Source organism: Promicromonospora sp. NPDC050249 (genome assembly GCF_040656015.1).
Taxonomy (GTDB): Bacteria; Actinomycetota; Actinomycetes; order Actinomycetales; family Cellulomonadaceae; genus Promicromonospora.
Window position 1 is genome coordinate 14,086 of record NZ_JBFAKY010000039.1, and the last position, 15,934, is coordinate 30,019.

At 71.4% G+C, this 15,934-nt stretch carries 14 protein-coding genes; 4 read left to right on the forward strand and 10 right to left on the reverse strand.

What is annotated here, in order from left to right; genetic code table 11:
* Positions 1–135: 135 nt before the first annotated feature.
* The 7 genes from AB0I32_RS23480 to AB0I32_RS23510 all read right to left on the reverse strand — a co-directional run bounded on the left by AB0I32_RS23480 (position 136) and on the right by AB0I32_RS23510 (position 8,801).
* Positions 136–1,857 carry a sugar phosphorylase gene (locus tag AB0I32_RS23480; RefSeq protein ID WP_357510431.1) on the reverse strand — a complete coding sequence of 574 codons (1,722 nt, stop codon included), beginning with the start codon at positions 1,855–1,857 and terminating at the stop codon, positions 136–138.
* The gene (locus tag AB0I32_RS23485; RefSeq protein WP_357510433.1) at positions 1,854–3,191 is read right to left on the reverse strand and encodes a glycoside hydrolase family 36 protein; all 1,338 of its coding nucleotides are present in this window, start codon (positions 3,189–3,191) and stop codon (positions 1,854–1,856) included. Before AB0I32_RS23485 ends, AB0I32_RS23480 begins: the two co-directional genes overlap by 4 nt.
* Positions 3,188–4,282, reverse strand: a complete 1,095-nt coding sequence (locus tag AB0I32_RS23490; RefSeq protein WP_357510435.1) for a Gfo/Idh/MocA family oxidoreductase — start codon at positions 4,280–4,282, stop codon at positions 3,188–3,190. The genes AB0I32_RS23485 and AB0I32_RS23490 overlap by 4 nt, the downstream gene beginning before the upstream one ends.
* Positions 4,279–5,337: a zinc-binding alcohol dehydrogenase gene (locus AB0I32_RS23495; RefSeq protein ID WP_357510437.1), complete on the reverse strand. Its 1,059-nt coding sequence runs from the start codon at positions 5,335–5,337 to the stop codon at positions 4,279–4,281. The genes AB0I32_RS23490 and AB0I32_RS23495 overlap by 4 nt, the downstream gene beginning before the upstream one ends.
* A gap of 100 nt (positions 5,338–5,437) precedes the next feature.
* On the reverse strand, positions 5,438–6,355 hold the full coding sequence (locus AB0I32_RS23500) for a carbohydrate ABC transporter permease (RefSeq protein WP_357510439.1): 918 nt from the start codon (positions 6,353–6,355) through the stop codon (positions 5,438–5,440).
* Positions 6,352–7,374 carry a sugar ABC transporter permease gene (locus tag AB0I32_RS23505; protein ID WP_357510441.1) on the reverse strand — a complete coding sequence of 341 codons (1,023 nt, stop codon included), beginning with the start codon at positions 7,372–7,374 and terminating at the stop codon, positions 6,352–6,354. Before AB0I32_RS23505 ends, AB0I32_RS23500 begins: the two co-directional genes overlap by 4 nt.
* Complete coding sequence (locus tag AB0I32_RS23510; RefSeq protein ID WP_357510443.1) at positions 7,371–8,801, reverse strand: extracellular solute-binding protein; 1,431 nt, start codon at positions 8,799–8,801, stop codon at positions 7,371–7,373. Before AB0I32_RS23510 ends, AB0I32_RS23505 begins: the two co-directional genes overlap by 4 nt.
* 96 nt (positions 8,802–8,897) lie before the next feature.
* Between AB0I32_RS23510 and AB0I32_RS23515 the strand changes: the two genes are divergently transcribed.
* Positions 8,898–10,097 (forward strand): ROK family protein, encoded by a 1,200-nt coding sequence (locus tag AB0I32_RS23515; protein ID WP_357510445.1) that lies wholly within the window; start codon positions 8,898–8,900, stop codon positions 10,095–10,097.
* Between the two features lie 66 nt (positions 10,098–10,163).
* On the opposite strand, the gene AB0I32_RS23520 is transcribed toward AB0I32_RS23515, so the two are convergent.
* The gene (locus tag AB0I32_RS23520; RefSeq protein WP_357510447.1) at positions 10,164–10,916 is read right to left on the reverse strand and encodes an SDR family oxidoreductase; all 753 of its coding nucleotides are present in this window, start codon (positions 10,914–10,916) and stop codon (positions 10,164–10,166) included.
* 141 nt (positions 10,917–11,057) lie between these two features.
* Between AB0I32_RS23520 and AB0I32_RS23525 the strand changes: the two genes are divergently transcribed.
* Positions 11,058–11,978 (forward strand): AraC family transcriptional regulator, encoded by a 921-nt coding sequence (locus tag AB0I32_RS23525; protein WP_357510449.1) that lies wholly within the window; start codon positions 11,058–11,060, stop codon positions 11,976–11,978.
* On the opposite strand, the gene AB0I32_RS23530 is transcribed toward AB0I32_RS23525, so the two are convergent.
* Complete coding sequence (locus AB0I32_RS23530) at positions 11,925–12,572, reverse strand: TetR/AcrR family transcriptional regulator (RefSeq protein ID WP_357510451.1); 648 nt, start codon at positions 12,570–12,572, stop codon at positions 11,925–11,927. The two genes, AB0I32_RS23525 and AB0I32_RS23530, sit on opposite strands and share 54 nt — an antisense overlap.
* A gap of 116 nt (positions 12,573–12,688) precedes the next feature.
* On the opposite strand from AB0I32_RS23530, the gene AB0I32_RS23535 reads away from it, so the two are divergent.
* Both AB0I32_RS23535 and AB0I32_RS23540 read left to right on the forward strand, forming a co-directional pair.
* Positions 12,689–13,654, forward strand: coding sequence for a chlorophyllase (locus tag AB0I32_RS23535; protein ID WP_357510453.1), 966 nt, complete (start codon positions 12,689–12,691; stop codon positions 13,652–13,654).
* A gap of 148 nt (positions 13,655–13,802) precedes the next feature.
* Positions 13,803–14,750 carry a helix-turn-helix domain-containing protein gene (locus tag AB0I32_RS23540; protein ID WP_357510455.1) on the forward strand — a complete coding sequence of 316 codons (948 nt, stop codon included), beginning with the start codon at positions 13,803–13,805 and terminating at the stop codon, positions 14,748–14,750.
* Between the two features lie 44 nt (positions 14,751–14,794).
* On the opposite strand, the gene AB0I32_RS23545 is transcribed toward AB0I32_RS23540, so the two are convergent.
* Positions 14,795–15,802: a zinc-dependent alcohol dehydrogenase family protein gene (locus tag AB0I32_RS23545; protein ID WP_357510457.1), complete on the reverse strand. Its 1,008-nt coding sequence runs from the start codon at positions 15,800–15,802 to the stop codon at positions 14,795–14,797.
* Positions 15,803–15,934: the final 132 nt, after the last annotated feature.

The following is a 15,934-nucleotide window of genomic DNA, read 5'->3' on the forward strand; positions in this document are numbered from 1 at the left end:
CCAGCCGGCCGCCCCCGCACATCCTCGCACCCTGGCTCGTCGTGCGGTCGATCGACTCAGCCACTCGTCCTCCGGTCGTCCGCACCCCGTCGGATCACGAGGCTGTGTGCGCACAGCGCACCCGTGCAGCATAAATCAATCCGATGGAGTATCTCGTCGGCCAGCCCAGCTCCTGACCCAGGCAAAGTCGTTCGGCTCGAGGCGCAGGCCTGCCACGGGCTTGCCGGTGACCAGGTCGACACCGAGCACGCCCGGCAGCTCCACCGGTTGGCTGCTGACGTTGGTGACCGCCATGACCTCGTCGTCGGTCCCCGCTGCGCGCCGAATCACGAGCACCCGCGGGTCCAGGTGTTCGACCTGCTGCGACGCGAACGGCGAGAAGGCCGGCTGGGTACGACGCACCGCCATCAGGTCCCGTAGCCCTTCGAAGACGATGTGGCGCCGAGGCACCTCAGCCAGCTCCGCCGTCAACCGGTCCGCGTCGAGCACCTGCCGGTTGATGCGCCGGTTGACGCCGCTCGCCTCCATGCCCTCGCGATCGTGGGTCGAACCGAAGAGGGAGTGGTAGTAGATCGCCGGCACGCCGACCATCGCGAGGAGGATGGAGTGCGCCGCCAGCGCCCGCCGGGCGATCTCCTCGTCGGTGGTCCCGGGCGCCGAGAGCGCGTCGATGTAGCTGACATTGAGCTCGTACACGCTCTCGCTGCCGTCGGGGCGGGTCGTCATGGAGACCCGTCCGCCGTGCGCGAGCGCACGGTCGACGAGGAGCGCCCGGTCGGCGTCGGTCAGGAGCCCTTCGGAGGGGCGCATGCCGACGCCGTCGTGGCTGGCGAGGAAGTTGAACCACGTGGCGTCGGGGCCGACGGGCCCGACGGTCGACGCCCACCGGGCCAGGACCGTCGCGTCCCCCGTGACGAAGGCGTGCAGCACGAGAGGCGGCAGCGCGAACTGGTAGACCATGTGCGCCTCGTCGCCGCCGTCACCGAAGTAGGAGATGTTCTCCGTGTGCGGCACGTTGGTCTCCGTGAGCAGGCGCACGTCGGGTGCGAGCTCGTCGAGCAGGGCGCGCCACACCTTGATCACCGCGTGGGTCTGCGGCAGGTGGATGGACGTGGTGCCCGACTCCTTCCACAGGAACCCGATGGCGTCCAGGCGGACCGTGGTCGCGCCGCGCGCGACGTAGCCGAGCAGGACGTCGGTGAGCTCGACGAGCACGGCGGGAGTCCGTACCTCGACGTCGACCTGGTCGCGGGAAAAGGTTGACCAGGCGCGGGCCGTGGTGCCGTCCGGCCGGGTGTAGTCGTGGACCAGCGGCGAGGTCCGTGGCCGGACCACCCGGCTGGTGTCGAAGCCGGGCCCGGGGTCGAGGAAGTACCCGGCGCGGCCGGGTTCCCCGGCGAGCCAGCCCGTGAACCACGGACTGGAGGCCGAGACGTGGTTGGCGACGAAGTCGAGCATGAGCCCGTGGTCCGCGGCGATCGCGCCGACGTCGTCCCAGGTGCCCAGGTCGGGGCTGACCGCGCGGTGGTCCACGACGGCGAACCCGTCGTCGGAGGTGGACGGGTAGATGGGCAGCAGATGCACGTCGGTCACGGCGCCGTCGACCACGTCGTGGAGCACCTGGGCCAGCGTGTGCAGCGGCGCCTCGCCGGGCCGGCGGATCGCGTCGCCGTAGGTGATCAGGTAGGAGGTACCGGCATCGGGCCGGGACGCCGGGTGCCGGGTGAGCGTGGCGGACACCTCGGGGGCCCAGCGCTCGGCGAGGTCGAGGACCTGGTCGATCACCGTGCCGGCGGTGTCGGGGTAGACGAGCCGGAGGTGGGGGGCGATGCGCTCGGCGAGCCGGTCGCGGTTCATGCGGCACCCCCGGTGACCGTGGTGCGTGCGCCGACGAGCGGCTCGATCGACGGCGTGTCGGACAGGTAGTCGATGGTCAGCGCCAGGCCTGCGTCGTCGAGCTCGTCCAGCCGGTCCGAGACGGACCTCAGGCCACCGCTGCGGCGCGCTATCTCGGCCCACTCGTGCCGCGGCGGGAAGCTGGGGCGCGCGACGACGCAGTCGGGGTCCGTGACCCAGAGCCTGCCGTGCTGCCAGGTCCGCCCTTCGAGGGAGAGCTGGCCGCGCAGACCCACTGATCCGTCCTGGCCGCCCTCGTGGTACGTGTCGGGCGAGACGCGCATCGCGTCGACCAGGCCGAGGCTGGGTAGCAGCGGGGCCCCGCAGCCGAGCAGGTAGGTCTGCGGCCCGACGGCGTCCCGGATGAGCTGCATGCCCGAGCGGTACGCCTCGGTGCCGGTCAGGTCGGCGTGGCGTCGCCCGGGCAGCGCGCCTCCGTAGAGGAAGTCGAGCTTGACGTAGTCGATCCCGAGCTCCGCGATCTCGGCGAAGCACCGCACGAGGTGGTCCCGCACGCCCGGATGGGTGAGGTCGAGCCCGGCGAGGGCGGTCCCCCAGTTCTCGCCGGCGTCGCCCGTCAGCCAGTCGGGGTGCTCGCGGGCCACGGTGCTGTCGCGGCCGACCAGGAACGGCGCGAGCCAGATCCCTGCGCGCCGACCGGAGGCACGCACCGCGTCGACGGCGCGTTCGAGCGAGCCGAACGAGGGCCTGCGCGCCAGCGACTCCCCCACGCCGAGCGTCCAGCCGTCGTCGATCTGGACGACGTCCACGGGTACCTCGAGCCGGTCCATCGCGGCGACGTCGCGGACGACGTCGTCGTCGGTCACCGCCTCGAAGTACCGGTACCAGGTGCACCACACCCCGCCGGGTAAGCGCAGTGGCTCCACGCCCGCGCCTGCCGCGAGCGCGTCGCCGGCGGCGGCCAGCGCCGCGGCGCCGTCGGGTGCCTCGATCGTGCGCACGGCGGCGCCGTGCGCGGTGACCACGACGTGGTCGCCGCGCACGCGGGCGCGCAGCGTCGGTACCTCGCCCGTGGGGTCGGCGGGCAGCCAGGCCCGCGCGGGTGCGCCGTCGCCCGGGTCTACCACGAGCACGCCCTCGGCCTGGTACGCGTCGTCGGCCAGGGCCGTGCCCGGCCGGAACCGCATCGTGTGCTCCCAGCCCAGGTCGGGCCGGTGCTGCGGCTGGTCGAGCGCGTACCAGGTGGCGGGGCTCCAGCTCTGCCAGCCCTCGGTGTAGACCCGGGCCCGCGGTCCCACCCTGACCTCTCCGACCTCGGTGCCGATGCCGCTCATGCCGCGCCTCCCGCCGTCGTCAGGAACGTCGTGCCGTGCACCGGGACGCCGCCCGCCGCGGCCGAGTCGCGGGCCGCGAACACCAGCCGGGCCGTCGCCAGCACGTGCGACGCCGAGTTCTCGGGTTCCCGGTCCTCGGCCACCGCGCTCATCAGCTCCGCGAGCGCCGCGGCGAACCCGTCGACGAACCACTGGCCCTGCAGGTCGTACGACGTACGCGTACCGTCCCGTTCGAGCGTGACCGCGTCGGAGCCGCCGAGCACGCTGCCGCGGATGGTGCCTTCCGTGCCGTGCACCCAGAACGGGCAGCCTGGCTCGCCCGCGACGGCGTTGCCGACGACGCGGACCAGGGCCGTGGCGCCGTCGTCGCACGCGAGGCCGAGCGTCGCGTGCCAGGGGTTGCGCGCGGACGCGGGCTGTCCCGGCACGCGCGAGTCCTGGGCGGTGACCGTGGTGACGGTGCGCCCCTCGAGCCAGCTGCGGGTGATGTCGATCCAGTGCACGAGGTAGTCGGTCAGGAGCATGTGCGGCACGTCGTCGAACGGGGTGCCCGCGATGGGCGGCAACGGCTTGTCGTGCAGGTGGGTGACGCCGACGACGTCGCCGATCGCGCCGGACCGGATGAGCCGTGTCGCCACCCGCCATGCGGGTGCCCAGCGTGCGTTCTGGTTGACCGCCACGCGGACGCCGCGCTCCGCGGCCTCAGCGAGGATCGCCTCGAGCGCGCCGATCTCGTCGGGCTCGGCGACCACGGGCTTCTGCGCCAGCACGTGCTTGCCGGCCCGGACCGCCGCGGCGACGAGGTCGAGCCGGCCGGCCGGCCCGGTCGCGATGTCGACGACCTCGACCTCGGGATCCGCCAGGAGCTCGGCGGCGGAGCCGTACACGCGCCGCACGCCGGGGAACCGCTCCTGGATGCCCTCGGTCCGCGCGGGGTTGCGGCTCCACACGCCGACGACGTCGACGCCGTGCTGCGCGTAGGCGGGCAGGTGGGCGCTCTGCGCGATGGTGCCCGCGCCGAGGACGGCGACACCGAGGCGCCGTTCGGGAAAACGCGGGCCGTGCTCCGGCACCGCTGACCAGTCGCTCATGCACGCTCCCCCGCGTCCGTATCGAACTTCAGGACTGCCTGGAGCAGGTCCGGGTCGCCGGCGTCGAGCCGGTCGAACGCCGTGGCGACGTCCGCCGCGGCCACGACGTCGGTGACCAGCGGCGCGACGTCGACGGCTCCGGTGAGTACCTGGTCCATGAACACGCGCACGAGGCGCGGCTGGTCCCAGCGGCGCCCGACGGGGACCGGGACGCCCGAGATCTGGCTCGCCACGATCGAGACCCGGTTGTGGTGGAACTCCTCGCCCAGGCGCAGCGCCTCGGCTCCGCCCTGGTAGAACCCGGAGGCGACGACGGTCCCCTCGACCACGACGGAGCGGACGGCCTCGTGCAGGGCGGCGCTGCTGCCGCTCAGCTCGATCGCCGAGTCCGCACCGCCACCCGTCACGTCGCGGACGACCGCACCCACGCCGCCGTCGACCAGTGCCGGGACCACCGCGGCGGCGCCGAGCCGCGTCGCGACCTCCAGCCGCCCGGGCTGCACGTCCACGGCGACCACCCGGGCGCCGGACAGCGCCGCGAGGCGCGTCGCGAGCAGGCCGATCACGCCCTGGCCGAAGACGGCGACCTGCTCGCCGAGGCGGACGTCCGCGGCGAGCACCGCGTTGAGCGCGATCGAGCCCACCCGCGCGAACACCCCGACGACCGGGTCCGTGCCCTCCGGGAGCCGCCGCCACGCGAGCGCGTCGGCGGGCAGGACGGCCTCGCTGCGGTGGCCCCAGATCCCGTGGACCACGTCGCCGACCGCCGGCGACGTCACGTCGTCCGCGACCTCGACGACGCGGCCGACCTCCGAGTAGCCCCAGCCGACGAGCGGGTAGGGCGCCGTCGGCTCGCCGTCCCGGAAGAGCCTGGCCTCCGCGTCCCACGCGCGGGTCAGGTACGGGTTCGAGCCGCGGTACGCCGTGAGCTCGGTGCCTGCGGAAATGCCGGAGTACAGGGTCGCAACGCGGACCGTCCCGGGTCGCAGGGGTTCTGGGGCGCAGTCCACGAGCTCCACCTGACGTGGTGCGGTGAACTGGACGACGGTGGGCACGGTGTTACCTCCGGGATGACGGGTGAAGAGAGAAGTGAGAACTGGGCCGGTCAGGCCCGGGCGGGGCGGGACGCGAGGCGGGCCTCGGGACGAGCGACGCTCATCCCTTCTCCGCCCCGGCGGTCAGGCCGCCGGTGAGCAGACGGGAGCCCGCGAAGAAGATGGCGATCACGGGCACCGTGAGGATGACCGAGCCGGCCATGAGGACCGTGGTGGGGATCTCGATGCTCCCGGCGAGCTGGGACAGGCCGAGCGAGACCGTCCAGTTCTCGCGGCGTTCCACGAGGAAGAGCAGGGCGAACAGGAACTCGTTCCAGGCGATCATGAAGATGAACAGGCCGTTCGAGACGATCGACGGCATCGCGAGGGGAAGGCTGATCCGCCACAGCACCTGCACCCGGTTCGCGCCGTCGATCGCCGCCGCCTCCTCGAGGCTCGCCGGGATGGTGTCGAAGTAGTTGCGCAGGAGGTAGATGGACACGGGCACCACCTGCGCGACGTACACGAACAGCAGGGCGAAGAGCTCGCCCCGCAGGCCGACCCGGGTGAAGAAGACGAACAGCGGGATCGCGAGCAGGATCGTCGGGAAGAAGTAGACGCCGAGGAACAGGGCGCTGACCTGACGCTGCCCGAAGAACCGCAGCCGGCTCACCGCGTACGCCCCGGGGATCGAGACGAGCAGCGTGATGACGACGGTGCCGAGCGCCACCAGCAGGCTGTTCCCGATGAAGGTGAGGAAGCCCTGCCCGCCGTCCTCGGTGGGAGTCAGCACGGAGACGTACGTGGAGAGGTTGAGCTCCTCGACGGTGACCCACAGTGCGCCCGGGTCCTGGAGCACCGCGTCCAGCGGGCGCAGCGACAGGATCACCATGTAGTAGAAGGGAACGACCGTGATCAGGAGGAGTCCGACGACGGTCGCCGGCTGCACGACCGCGAGCAGCAGGTTCTCCACCCGGTCGCGCGACCACCGCCGGCGGGGTGCGACGGCCGGGCGGCGTGCCGCAGTGAGGGTGCTCATGCTTTCTCCTCCCGGCGGCCGGCGAACCGCAGGTAGACGGTCACCAGCACCGCGAGGATCGTGGCCAGCACGAGCGCCTGGGCGGACGCCGACCCGATGTCGCCGCGGGCGGTGAGGAAGTTGAAGATCCGTACCGTGACGACCTCCGTGCCCGCACCGCCGCCGGTGAGCAGGTAGATGTCGTCGAAGTTGTTGAACGTCCAGATGAAGCGCAGCACGGCGAGCACCGCGATGGTGGGCACGAGCTGGGGCAGCAGGATGTACCGGAAGCGTTGGGTCGGGGTCGCGCCGTCCACCCGGGCGGCCTCCTCCAGGCTGGCGGGGACGGCGCCGATGCGAGCACTGAGGAACAGGAACGCGAACGGGAAGGAGCGCCACGCCTCGAAGGCGATCACCGTCAAGAGGGCGACGGGGATACCGAGGTCCAGGCCGAACAGGGACACGCTGCGCGACTGCTCGGACAGGAACGCGACGGGCCCGTCCCAGCCGAACAGCCTGACTCCCCAGTGGTTCACGACGCCGAACTGCGGGTTCAGCATCGTCCGCCACACGTAGGTCACCGCCACGACGGGCGCCACGTACGGCAGCAGGATCGATGCCTTCACGAAGCCGCTCCCCCGGAAGGAACGGCGCAGGGCCAGCGCGGCCACCAGACCGAGGCTGATCGCGCCGGCCGTGCCCAGCACGGAATAGACGACCGTCGTGGTGAGCGCCCCGAGGAACCCGGGCGCGGTCAGGACGTCGACGAAGTTCTCCAGCGTGTAGTTGCCGAAGAGGCCGACGTACCGGATGTTGATCAGCCCGACGTCCTGGAACGCCAGCAGGAACGTCCATGCGACCGGCAGCACCACGACGGCGACGACGATGACGAGGGTGGGTGTGATGAAGCCCAGGCCGGCGCGGGCTTCCGCCCGCGCCATGGCCGACTTCTTTCGCCGCCCGGACCCCTGGCGGGGCGACGCCGGGCCCGTGCGCCCCGACGTGCCTCCGCCCGAGGGCCGGACGTCCACTCCGCTCATTCCTGTGATTCCTGGATCGTGCGCAGGGCGTCCGCCGCCTCCTGCGCGGCCTGCTCGGGATCGGTGCCCGACGTGACGGCGCTGACGGCTGCCGCGACCGGGAGCTCGCCCAGGGACGCGCCGACCAGGTCGCCCTGGCCCTGCGTGATGCCCCAGCGGCTCAGGTCCTCGGGGCCGGCCTGGAGCACGGAGAGCACGTCGTCCGAGTAGAAGTCGCTCAGCGGCCCCTGCGTGTCCACGCCGATGTCGAGGGTTCCCCAGGCGTCCGCGTACTGGGTCGGGTTCTCCGCGGTGCCGGACCGGACGGGGACCTTGCCCTCGGGCGCGATGGCGAGCCACGGCTCGTAGCCGTCGGTCATCATGTACTCGACGAACTGCTGCGCCGGGTCGGCCGGGGCACCCACGGTGATGGCCCAGCTCGTGACCTCGCCGAACGGTGCCGGCGCGGACCCGCTCGGGCCCTGGATCGCGGGGACGATGCCGGTGTTCTTCGCGAGGAACGCGGGGTCGTCCGTGCACTCCGGGCAGGTGGGCTTGGCGTCGTCGCGCAGGCCGGCCATCTCGTCGAGCGCGAACGTCGACCAGACGAACATCGCGGCCTGACCGGCGAAGTACGCCGCCCGGACGGTGTCGACGTCCTGCGCGCCGGGCACGGAATAGCCGCCGATCAGGTCCTGGTAGAACTGGAGCGCCTCGACGCACTCGGGGCTGTCGAACGCGATCTCCCCGGCGTCGGTGACCATCTGGCAGTCGTTGCCGAGCGCGATGTGCTCGAACGTCTGGTGCGTGAAGGCGTCACCGGGCGCGGTCGCCCCGACGAACCCTGCCGTGTCCGGACCGTCGAGCGCCTCGGCGGCGGCCAGGATGTCCTCGTAGGTCTCTGGCGGCTGCAGGCCGGCCTTCTCGAACAGGTCGGTGCGGTAGTACAGGAGCTGCGCCCACGACTCGCTCGGTACGGCGAGCTGCGTGCCGTCGTCCTGGGTCATCTCCAGCGCTCGCGCCGTGAACGTGTCCGCCCCGAGCCTCTCGACGACGGCACCCGTGGCGTCGGTGTTCGCGAGGTCGTTCGCGGCCAGGGTGCGAACCTGCGCGAGCGAGAGGCCGCCGATCACGTCGGGCAGGTCGCCCGCGGCGGCGGCCGACGTCAGCAGCTGGTTGAACTGGTCCTCGGCGACCCCGACCACCTCGACGTCGATGCCGCTGGCCTCGGTGAAGTCGGCGGCGATCGCCTCCGTCTGGGCCATGCTGTCCGGCAGGTTGTCGGTGGTCCAGATCGTGAGCGCGTCGCCATCCGCCTCGGGCCCTCCGCCACCGCCCGAACAGGCGGACAGGGCCAGCGTCCCCGCCAGCAGAGCGGCGCCCACGCTCAGGCGCGCCTTCCTCTTCGATCCGGAGCGCCGGAGCGCTTCCGTCACATCTCGTCCCACGATGACCTCCATTGGCCGACGCGACAGTTCTGTCTATTGCTAGACTTAATCTGCCTAGTTGATGTGCATCCGTTGCCTAGACTGGAGCATGAAAGGATGGCGGGTCAAGTGGGGTCGATCACCGAGAGGGGCAGCACAGTGCCAGTAGGGCCGGGACCAGGCAGCATCTTCGAGCTGATCCGCAAGGGGGGCGCCGGGACGCGTGGGGAGATCCTCGAGGCCACGGGCCTGGCGCGGATGACCGTGGCGCAGCGGGTCGACGCGCTCCTGGCCGCCGGCCTCATCCGCGAGGGCGGCAGCGACCGGTCCCCGCGCGGCCGGCGCCCGCGCCGGCTCGAGTTCAACGTCGAGCACTCGGTGGTCGCGTCCGCCGCCGTCGACACGACCCACACGCGCACGGCCCTCACCACGCTGGACGGGACGATCCTCGCCGACGTCGACACGGACGTCGACGTGACCGCCGGACCCGAGAAGGTCCTTCCGGCGATCACGTCCGCCGTACAGGACCTGCTCGAGCGCACCGGCACGTCAGCGGCACGGCTGAGCGGGATCGGCATCTGCGTGCCTGGGCCCATCGAGCCCCGCACGTCGCGTCCCAGCCAGCCCCCGATCATGCCCGGCTGGGACGCGTACCCGATCGTCGAGCACGTCCAAGAGATCGTCGACGTCCCCGTGCTGGTCGAGAACGACGCGAACGCGATGGCGATCGGCGAGTACGCGTCGGCCTATCAGGACAGCCGCTCGATCTGCGTGATCAAGGTGTCGACGGGGATCGGCGTCGGCATCGTCGTCGACGGCCGCGTCTACCAGGGCATCGACGGCGGCGCCGGCGACATCGGTCACGTCAGGCTGTCCGGCTACCCCGACGCCCTGTGCCAGTGCGGGGCGCGCGGCTGCCTGGCCGCGGTGGCCAGCGGGCGCGCTGTCGCCACGTCGCTCGCCGCCGCGGGGATCGACGCCCACTCGGGCCGCGACGTGGGCGCGCTCCTCGCCCGGGGAGACGTCGAGGCGGTCAACCTGACCCGCGAGGCCGGCCGTGTGATCGGCGAGGTCATGGCCTCGCTGGTGTGCCTGCTGAATCCCGGGGTACTGCTGATGGGCGGCGCGCTCGCCTCCTCCCCGCTCATCAGCGGCGTGCGCGAGACGCTCTACCCCAACTCGCCGCCCCGAGCGACCCGCAGCCTCGACATCGGGCTCGCGTCGCTGGGTGAGGACGCCGAGATCGTGGGGATGACGCGCACCGTCGTCGACCACGTCTTCTCCGCCGAGGCCGTTGACGCCCTGTTGACCGACTGACCCCCGGCACCTGGGCGAGGGCCGGAGCGGCTGCGCCCCCTCCGCGACCGGCCCCCGACCCCTCGCTCAGACCTGGTTGGTGCCGCCGTCGACGTAGAGGTTGTTGCCGACGACGTAGCTGCTCTGTTCCGAGGCGAGGAACGCCACGACCGCGGCGGCCTCCTCGGGCTGCCCCATACGACCCTTGGGCACGGTCGCGGCAACCTGCTCCTTGATGGCCCGGGCGGTCTCCTCGTCGCCGAAAGCGGCAGTACCTCCGGGCGTCTCGATCCATGCCGGCGAGACGACGTTGACCCGGATGCCGCGCCCCTTGAGCTCGTTGGACCAGGTCCGCGCGAACGACCGGACCGCAGCCTTCGACGCCGAGTACGCGCCGAACGCCTCCATGCCCCGGTCGGCCGCCGTGGAACCCGTCAGGATCACCGAGGCTCCGTCGTTGAGCAGCGGTAGCGCCTTCTGCACGGTGAACAGCGTGCCCCGCACGTTGATCCCGAAGGTCTGGTCGAAGTGCTCCTCTGTCGTCTGCTCCAACGTCACGAACGAGCCGACCGCCGCGTTCGCCACGAGCACGTCCAGCCCTCTCCCCCGCGTCCGAACCGCCGCGTAGAGGCGGTCCAGGTCCGCCAGCTTCGCGATGTCGCCGACCACGCCCGTCGCCCGGTCGGACCCGATGGTCGTGACGGCGGCCTCCAGCTCGGCCGCACGCCGTCCCGTGACGAACACGTACGCGCCCTCGTTCGCCAGCCGCACCGCGGTCGCCAGACCGATGCCGCTGCTGCCGCCGGTCACGACCGCCGTCCTGCCCTCCAGCTGTCCCATGTGACTCTCTCCCGTACCTTCCGTCGCGGACCTGTTGAGGCACTCATCCTGCGGGACTGCGGAGGTATGATCCATAACGGATAGTCCGGGATTCCTTACCGATAGTCCAGGAGTTGAACGTTGCTCGGTTTCAGCGATCCAGTGGCTGACGCGATCGGCCTGCTCCGGCCCCGTACGGTGATCGGGCCCAGCCTCCGAGCCGTGGGCGAGTGGGCACTGAGCTTCGACCCGTTCCTGCACGTGCGGATCGGCGGCCTCGTGCGTGGCACGTGCTGGCTGATCCTCGAAGGGCGCGAGCCGGTGCTCCTGCAGGCGGGTGACACCTTCATGCTGGGCAACCCGCCGCCCTACGTGCTGGCCAGCACGCCCGGCGCGCGTCCGCGTCCTGCCGCGCAGGTGTGGGCGGGGGTCGAGGACGGTTTGGTACGGATCGGCCCGGAGTCCGAGGACGACCTCTACCTCTGCGTCGGCCACATCGCCTTCGACGACGGCAACGCGGCCCTCCTGACCGATCTTCTGCCGCCGCTCGTGATCGTCCGCGCCGCCGATCCTCATGGCCTGCGGCTCGCGCAGCTGATCGATCACCTGGCCACCGAGGTCGGGATCGCCGCCGCCGGCGGCCCGCTGGTGCAGAACCACCTCGCACAGGTCCTGCTCGTGCACATGCTCCGTGCGCACGCCGGCCAGACGGACTGGCCCTGCGGCTGGCTGGGAGCTCTGAACGACGACGGCATCGGCGCCGCCCTGCGTGCCGTGCACGCGGACATGGCCCACTCCTGGAGCCTCCAGGAGCTCGCCGAGATCAGCCACATGTCGCGTTCGGCGTTCGCCCAGGCCTTCAAGAGTCACGTCGGCGTCCCGCCCCTGGAATACCTGATCCAGTGGCGCATGAATCTCGCCCGTGACGCCCTCGCGCGCGACACGCTGTCGATCTCCGAGCTGGCACGGGCCACGGGCTACCAGTCCGAGAGCGCATTCAGCACCGCGTTCCGCCGAGTGGTCGGCTCGTCACCCGCGAAGTTCCGGGCCCAGGCACGCCTCTCGGTCGCGCACGGACGCTGACGGAGTCGTCCCGCGAGCAGTGAGCACCCCGGTCACTAGGAGACCGGCCAGGCGAGCGGCGTCGTAGTCGGAGCCGGTACCGCCGCCGATGCAGAGGTTGCCGATGCCGCGCATGAGCATGTAGCCGGACACTCGCCCGGAGGACCCCGGTTCGAGTGCGGCGTCGAGCAGGGCGTCGCAGACCGGGACGAGCCGGTCCACGAAGTACTGATGCAGGGTGTTCACGCCCTCCGTGTCGGACCCGAGAGCACCGGCGAGCCCGTGCTTGGTCACGAGGAAGTCGACGAAACCGGCCACCCATTGCCGGAGGGCGACCCCGGGATCGCCGGACTCGCGCAGCAGCGACGGGCCCGCCTCGGCCAGCGCTTCCACCTGGTGCTGATACACCGCCGCCAGCAGTGCGGGACGCGTGGGGAAGTGCCGGTAGATCGTGCCCATGCCCACCCCCGCGCGTTCGGCGATCAAGCGCACAGGCGCATCCACGCCGTCCGTCACGAAGACGGCGGCGGCAGCCTCCAGCAGGGTCTGTTCGTTGCGCCTGGCATCGACGCGCTTCGCGCGGGGTGTCGAGCCGGCAGGACCGGGAGTCGTCATGGGGAACCTTCGTCGAGGCTTGCAAAACGGAGCACTGCTCCGTATTGTTTCGGAGCGGCGCTCCGCTTCGATTGTGCTCGGCGGAGGCCGCGAACGCAAAGGACGAGTGATCTCCCATGAATGCCGCTCCCGCGACGGCCGACACGCCGGTCGTCCATACCCTCGACGCGGTCGTCGGCGCCGGTGACCCGGTCGTCTCGGTCGCCCCGGTGCGCCTCGACGCGCCGGGCCGGGCGCTCCCGCTCGACGTGCGCGTCTCTGCCCCCGTGACCGGGCAGCACCTGCCGGTGCTGCTGTTCTCGCACGGCAACGGGTGGTCGCTCGACGGATACGCGCCCCTGACCACCTTCTGGGCGTCTCGTGGGTTCGTCGTCGTCCAGCCGACCCACCTGGACTCCCGTCGCGACGGGATCGGGTTCGATCACCCCCGGTTCGGCCAGGTCTGGACCGAGCGGCGCGCCGACCTCGTGCGGACCATGGACCAGCTCGAGACGATCGAACGTGCGGTGCCGGGCCTTGCCGGGCGGGTCGACCGCGACCGGGTCGTCGCGGCCGGGCACTCCTGGGGCGCCCAGACCGTGCAGATGCTGCTCGGCGCGCGCGTTCTCGACAGCACGGGCCAGGCCGGCCAGGACTACGCGGACCGGCGTGTGCGGGCCGGCGCGCTGCTGGCCGCGACCGGGACCGGGGGCGAGGAGCTGCACCCGTTCGCCCAGGAGCACTTCCCGTTCATGAACCCGTCGTTCACCGAGCTGACCACGCCCACGCTCGTGGTGGCCGGCGACCACGACCAGTCGAAGATGTCCAGCCGCGGCCCGGACTGGTTCACCGACGCCTACGTCCACAGCCCAGGTGCCACCGACCTGCTGACCCTGTTCGGCGCCGAACACTCCCTGGGTGGCATCCCGAGCTGGGAAGCCGCCGAGACCACCGACGAGAACCCGGAACGCGTCGCGGTCCTGCAGCGACTGACCACCGCCTACCTGCGCAGCACGCTGGACCCTGCCGACACCGGATGGGCGAAGGCCACCGCCGCACTGGCCGAGACCGGTGCGACACTCGGCCGCATCGACAGCAAGTAGCCCGGAACCCTCGGTTCCTAGGGCGAGTTCTGCATCCCTGCCGCGCTGCGGCACCGGCCCCGGGGCGGATGCACTCGATGTCAGTAATGCACAGACGTGCGAGCATGATGACACGGTCGGCAGGTACCGACCAGATCGGAGCAGGGCGATGCAGCGAGCGCACCAGGTGGTGGTCCTCGTGCTCGACGGGGCGCGCCCGCTGGACGTCGGGATCCCGGCGGAAGTGTTCCATCCGGAGTCGGGTTTTCCCTACGAGGTGTCGGCCTGCGGCGTCACCGCCGGGACGGTGACGACCCACGGGAACTTCGGATTCACGGTACCGCGGGGTCTGGAGGCTCTGACCGACGCGGACACGATCATCGTCCCGGGGTACGTCCCGGCAGGTCGGCCGCTACCGGTGGAGGTGCACGAAGCGCTTCGGACCGCCGCGGCCCGCGGGGCGCGCATCGCGTCGATCTGCTACGGCGCGTTCGCCCTCGCGGATGCCGGCCTGCTCGACGGCCTGCGAGCGACGACGCACTGGGATGCGGCGGAGCAGCTCGCGGAGCGGCATCCGCAGGTCGCTGTCGAGCCGAACGTGCTCTTCGTCGACGAAGGATCCATCCTGACCTCGGCGGGTGCCGCCGCCGGTCTCGACCTCTGCCTGCACATCGTCCGCCGCGACCTCGGCGTGAGCCCTGCGACCGAGATCGCGCGAGCACTCGTCACCGCGCCCTACCGGACCGGGGGTCAGGCCCAGTACCTGCCGAAGACCAGCCCGGCGGTCCAGGGCGAGACCCTCGCCGCGACGCGCGAATGGGCCATGGCGCGGCTCGACCAGCAGCTCACGGTCGCCGAGCTCGCCGCTCACGCACGGCTGTCGCCCCGCACGTTCCTGCGCCGCTTCGCCGAGGAGACCGGTACCACCCCGATGCAGTGGATCCTCCGGGCGCGGGTCGACACCGCGCGCGAGCTCCTGGAGAGCACCAGACTCTCGATCGACCGCATCGCGGACCAGGTCGGTCTGGGTAGCGGATCGAACCTCCGACTGCATTTCCGCCGGCTCCTGGACGTGTCCCCCACGGAGTACCGCGCCACCTTCGCCGGACGGAGCTGACCACCGCGATCAGCGCCTGAGCGCCTGAGCGCCTGAGCGTTCCGCTACGAGATGCGAGGGGGAAGCGCGACGGTCTCGCCGGCTACATCGATCGCGACCTTGCCGTGCAGTGCGTACGACCGCCTGTTCTCCAGGAGCTCGTGGGCCTCGCCGATCCGGGCGAGCGGAAGAGTCGCGCCGATGACCGGCTTCACGAGACCACGCTCGACCAGCGTGGTGAGCGCGTCCAGCTTTCCTCGGTTCTGTCGCGTGAAGACGAAGTGATAGGCGGCGTTCCTGCCCCATGCCTCGATGAGGTTCTGCGGCTGGGTGATGTCGACGATGCTCACGACACGTCCGGCGTCGACGAGCGTCAGCGGGCTTCGTGTGAGCGTGTCGCCACCGATCGTGTCCAGGACGACGTCGACCCCCTTGCCTCGCGTCAGCTCGGCCACGGCATCGACGTAGTCCGTCGAGGTGTAGTCGATCGCCGCATCCGCTCCGAGGGAGCGCACGAACTCGTGCTCGCCGGCCCTGGCGGTCGTGATCACCCGTGCGCCGATCGCCTTCGCCACCTGGATCGCGATCGTGCCGACACCGCCCGCGCCCCCGTGGACGAGGATCGTCTCCCCCACGGTGAGCCGAGCTCGCGTCACCAGGGCCTCCCACGCCGTCCCTCCGACGAGAGTCAGGCTCGCCGCCTCCAGGTGACCGATGTTCTGCGGCGTGTGGCCGACGAGGTCGACGTCGGCGACGTGCTGCTCGGCGTAGGAGCCCGGACCGCCGAAGATTCTGGGTGTGTAGTACACCGCGTCGCCGACGCGGAACTCGGTCACGTGGGACCCGATCTCCTCGATCACGCCGGAGATGTCGTGCCCGGTGATCGCCGGGAGCGGCACATGGTCCGCGTAGTCCCCGCGGCGGATCTGGAAGTCGAGCGGGTTGACCGCGGTCGCATGGACGCGCACCCGCACCTGGCGGGGTCCGACCTCCGGTACGGAGACATCGCGCAGCTCGAAGGCATCGACCCCTCCGAATCGGGTGAGCACAACGGCCTTCATCAGATCAGTCATGTGGGAGTTCCTCATCGTGGTTCTGAGTTCGCGACGCGCGTGGACGAGCAGTTCTCACTCAGGGTCGCGCGCACGATCCACGGCCGCCAGTGGCGGCACTGCCACTGTCCGCGAGGATAGTGACACGCCCGG